Raw genomic sequence first — 2,553 nt, forward strand, 5'->3', positions numbered from 1 at the left:
CCGCTTGGCCGTGTGGCGCTGCTTCACCGGCGCCGCCCCGTCCGCCTCCAGGATCGCGTCGATCACCGGCAGCAGCGCGCCCAGCTTCGGCGTCACCGGATTCCTGAATGCACAGATTTCGGTCGACAGCGACTTCATCCACAACACCTATTGGGTGCCGGCGCATTTCCACGCCATGTTCCTTGGCTTTGCCGGCCAGATGGCGATAGCCGGCGTCTATTTCCTGTATCCCTACTTCACCGGCCGTATGTACAATCGGGCGCTCGCGGACATCCATTTCTGGATCTGGCAAGGCGGAATCTTCGCCAAGGTCATGCTGATGTACGCACTTGGCTATGCCTACTTCCCGCGCTGGGTCGTCGATTATCTGCCGCTGGCCGAGTGGACGGGCGCTCAGATGATGCTGACCGGCGCGGCCTATCTGATTGGCCTCGGTTTTCTCGTCTTCGTCTTCAACATCGTCTGGAGCGCCACGCGTGGCCCGTTGGCGGTCGGCGATCCCTGGCTCGTCAGCGACGAGGCACCGGTCCACCCGGCCACAGTTCCGGCCGAATAAGGAGACCCGGAAATGATCCTCAGATTGTTCACGCTGCTCGGTTTGGTCGCCGTGGTCGGGGCGCTGTATCTTGTGCTTCCGCAGGGAATCGGGCCCGGTGCATTCCAGATCGCACCCGATAAATCGTCGATGATCGGCTATGTCGAAGCCGGTCTGTTCCCCGATCCCAAAAACCTGTCGGAGAACGAAGAGGTCGGCCATGGCGTCTTCGAGGAGCCCGCCGAGGACGAGGTGAGAATTGCCGCCGCGCGGGAGGCGATGGGCACCATGTCAGGAATGGGCGGCATGCAGATGGGCGGCGACGAGCCCATGGACATGGCCGAAGACGGCGCCGCTTCGGTGAACGAGGAGCAAACGACGCAGGCCGCCGATAACGATATGGCCGCTATGCCGGGCATGAACAACGACGCTGTCGACAGCGCCTCCACCCCTGCCGCCGCGCCGATGGAGATGGCAACCGAACAGCCTTCCCAGCCCGCCGACGGCAGCATGGCCGCCATGCCCGGCATGAACGATGACGCCGCTGACAGTGCCGCCGCCCCCGTCGACGCGCCGATGGAGATGGCCACCGAACAGACGACCCAGCCCATCGACGATAGCATGGCCGCCATGCCAGGCATGAACGATGACACCGCCGACAGTCCTTCCACCCCCGCCGATGCGCCGATGGCGATGGCAACCGAACAGACGCCCCAACCAACCGACAACGGCATGGCCGCCATGCCGGGCATGGGAGTAAAAGTCGAAGAAAATCACGACGTAGAAGCGGAAACCGCAGGCGATGACGGGTTGGTCATTCTGGCCGCCGATGCTTCGTTCGATCGCAAAGTCGAGATATCGATGCGGGAATGGGGCTATTCACTGAGCCAGCTGGAAGTGCAGCCCGGTGAGCGCATCCGGTTGAACATCCGCAACGACGGCAATATCCCGCATGAGTTCATGTTCATGCCGATGGCGAACATGCAGGCGATCGCCTACCGGCTCGAGCGGGCGGACTGGAACCTTCTGGAACACGCGGCGCCCTACGAGCGCTCCCTAGTCCTGCCCGGCCAAAGCTTCGAGGTGACCATGCGCATCGCGGAACCTGGAGCCTGGATGTTCATGTGCATGTTTCCCTATCATATGCAATTCGGCATGATGGGGCAGATGGCGACACCCGGTCTCAGCATGGCGATGTGAGCCGGAGGACGATTAAGTTCGGCAACATGGTCGCATTGTCATCGCGCTCTATTCCGCAGCCACTCTCCCGCGGCAGCAAAGGAGCGAACATGGGTGCGTCTATCCTGCTGGCCCGCGCGAAGGTCCGTGTCTTCGCTCCTCCGCCTTGCCTTGCCTCCCGCATACCTCTATCGCATCCGCTTTGCCGCGCCAGCCGGAGAGCCGCGATCATGTCCACGGTCGACAAATCCTTCCCCGTCTCCTGGGACCAGTTCCACCGCGATGCCAGGGCACTGGCCTGGCGGCTCGCCGGAATGCGGTCGGACTGGAAGGCGATCGTCTGCATCACCCGCGGGGGCCTGGTGCCGGCGGCGATCATTGCGCGCGAGATCGGCACGCGGATGATCGATACGGTCTGCATCGCCTCCTATCACGACTACAGCGAGCAGGGTGAGTTGAAGGTCCTCAAGGAGATCTCCCCGGCTCTTCTCGAGGACGACGGCGAGGGTATTCTGATCGTCGACGACCTGACCGATACCGGCAAGACCGCCGGGCTTGTCCGGGCGATGCTGCCGAAGGCGCATTTCGCGACCGTCTACGCCAAGCCGAAAGGCCGTCCGCTGGTCGACACCTTCATCACCGAGGTCAGCCAGGACACCTGGATTTTCTTTCCCTGGGATCTCGGCCTGACCTTCCAGGCGCCGATCGGCAAGGCCACCAAGGGCTGACATCGATCGACCGAGGAATACCTAACATTACAGTTGCGTCTTTCGACGAGTTCTGAATCCATGGGCGACCATGATTCGGAGGTCATGGATGATGGGCGCATCGATCGAGAC

3 protein-coding genes are annotated in these 2,553 nt (G+C 62.4%); all 3 read left to right on the plus strand.

The window, feature by feature from the left end; translation table 11 throughout:
- The first annotated feature begins 136 nt into the window (after window positions 1-136).
- On the plus strand, window positions 137-556 hold the full coding sequence (locus VQ044_RS24650; protein WP_327650282.1) for a cbb3-type cytochrome c oxidase subunit I: 420 nt from the start codon (window positions 137-139) through the stop codon (window positions 554-556).
- A 12-nt stretch (window positions 557-568) separates the two neighbouring features.
- Complete coding sequence (locus VQ044_RS24655; RefSeq protein WP_327651476.1) at window positions 569-1,735, plus strand: multicopper oxidase domain-containing protein; 1,167 nt, start codon at window positions 569-571, stop codon at window positions 1,733-1,735.
- A 209-nt stretch (window positions 1,736-1,944) separates the two neighbouring features.
- Window positions 1,945-2,442 (plus strand): xanthine phosphoribosyltransferase, encoded by a 498-nt coding sequence (gpt, locus tag VQ044_RS24660; protein ID WP_327625279.1) that lies wholly within the window; start codon window positions 1,945-1,947, stop codon window positions 2,440-2,442.
- The last annotated feature ends 111 nt before the right edge of the window (window positions 2,443-2,553 follow it).

This window comes from Aurantimonas sp. C2-5-R2, from assembly GCF_036549495.1.
GTDB classification, from domain to species: Bacteria; Pseudomonadota; Alphaproteobacteria; order Rhizobiales; family Rhizobiaceae; genus Aurantimonas; species Aurantimonas coralicida_A.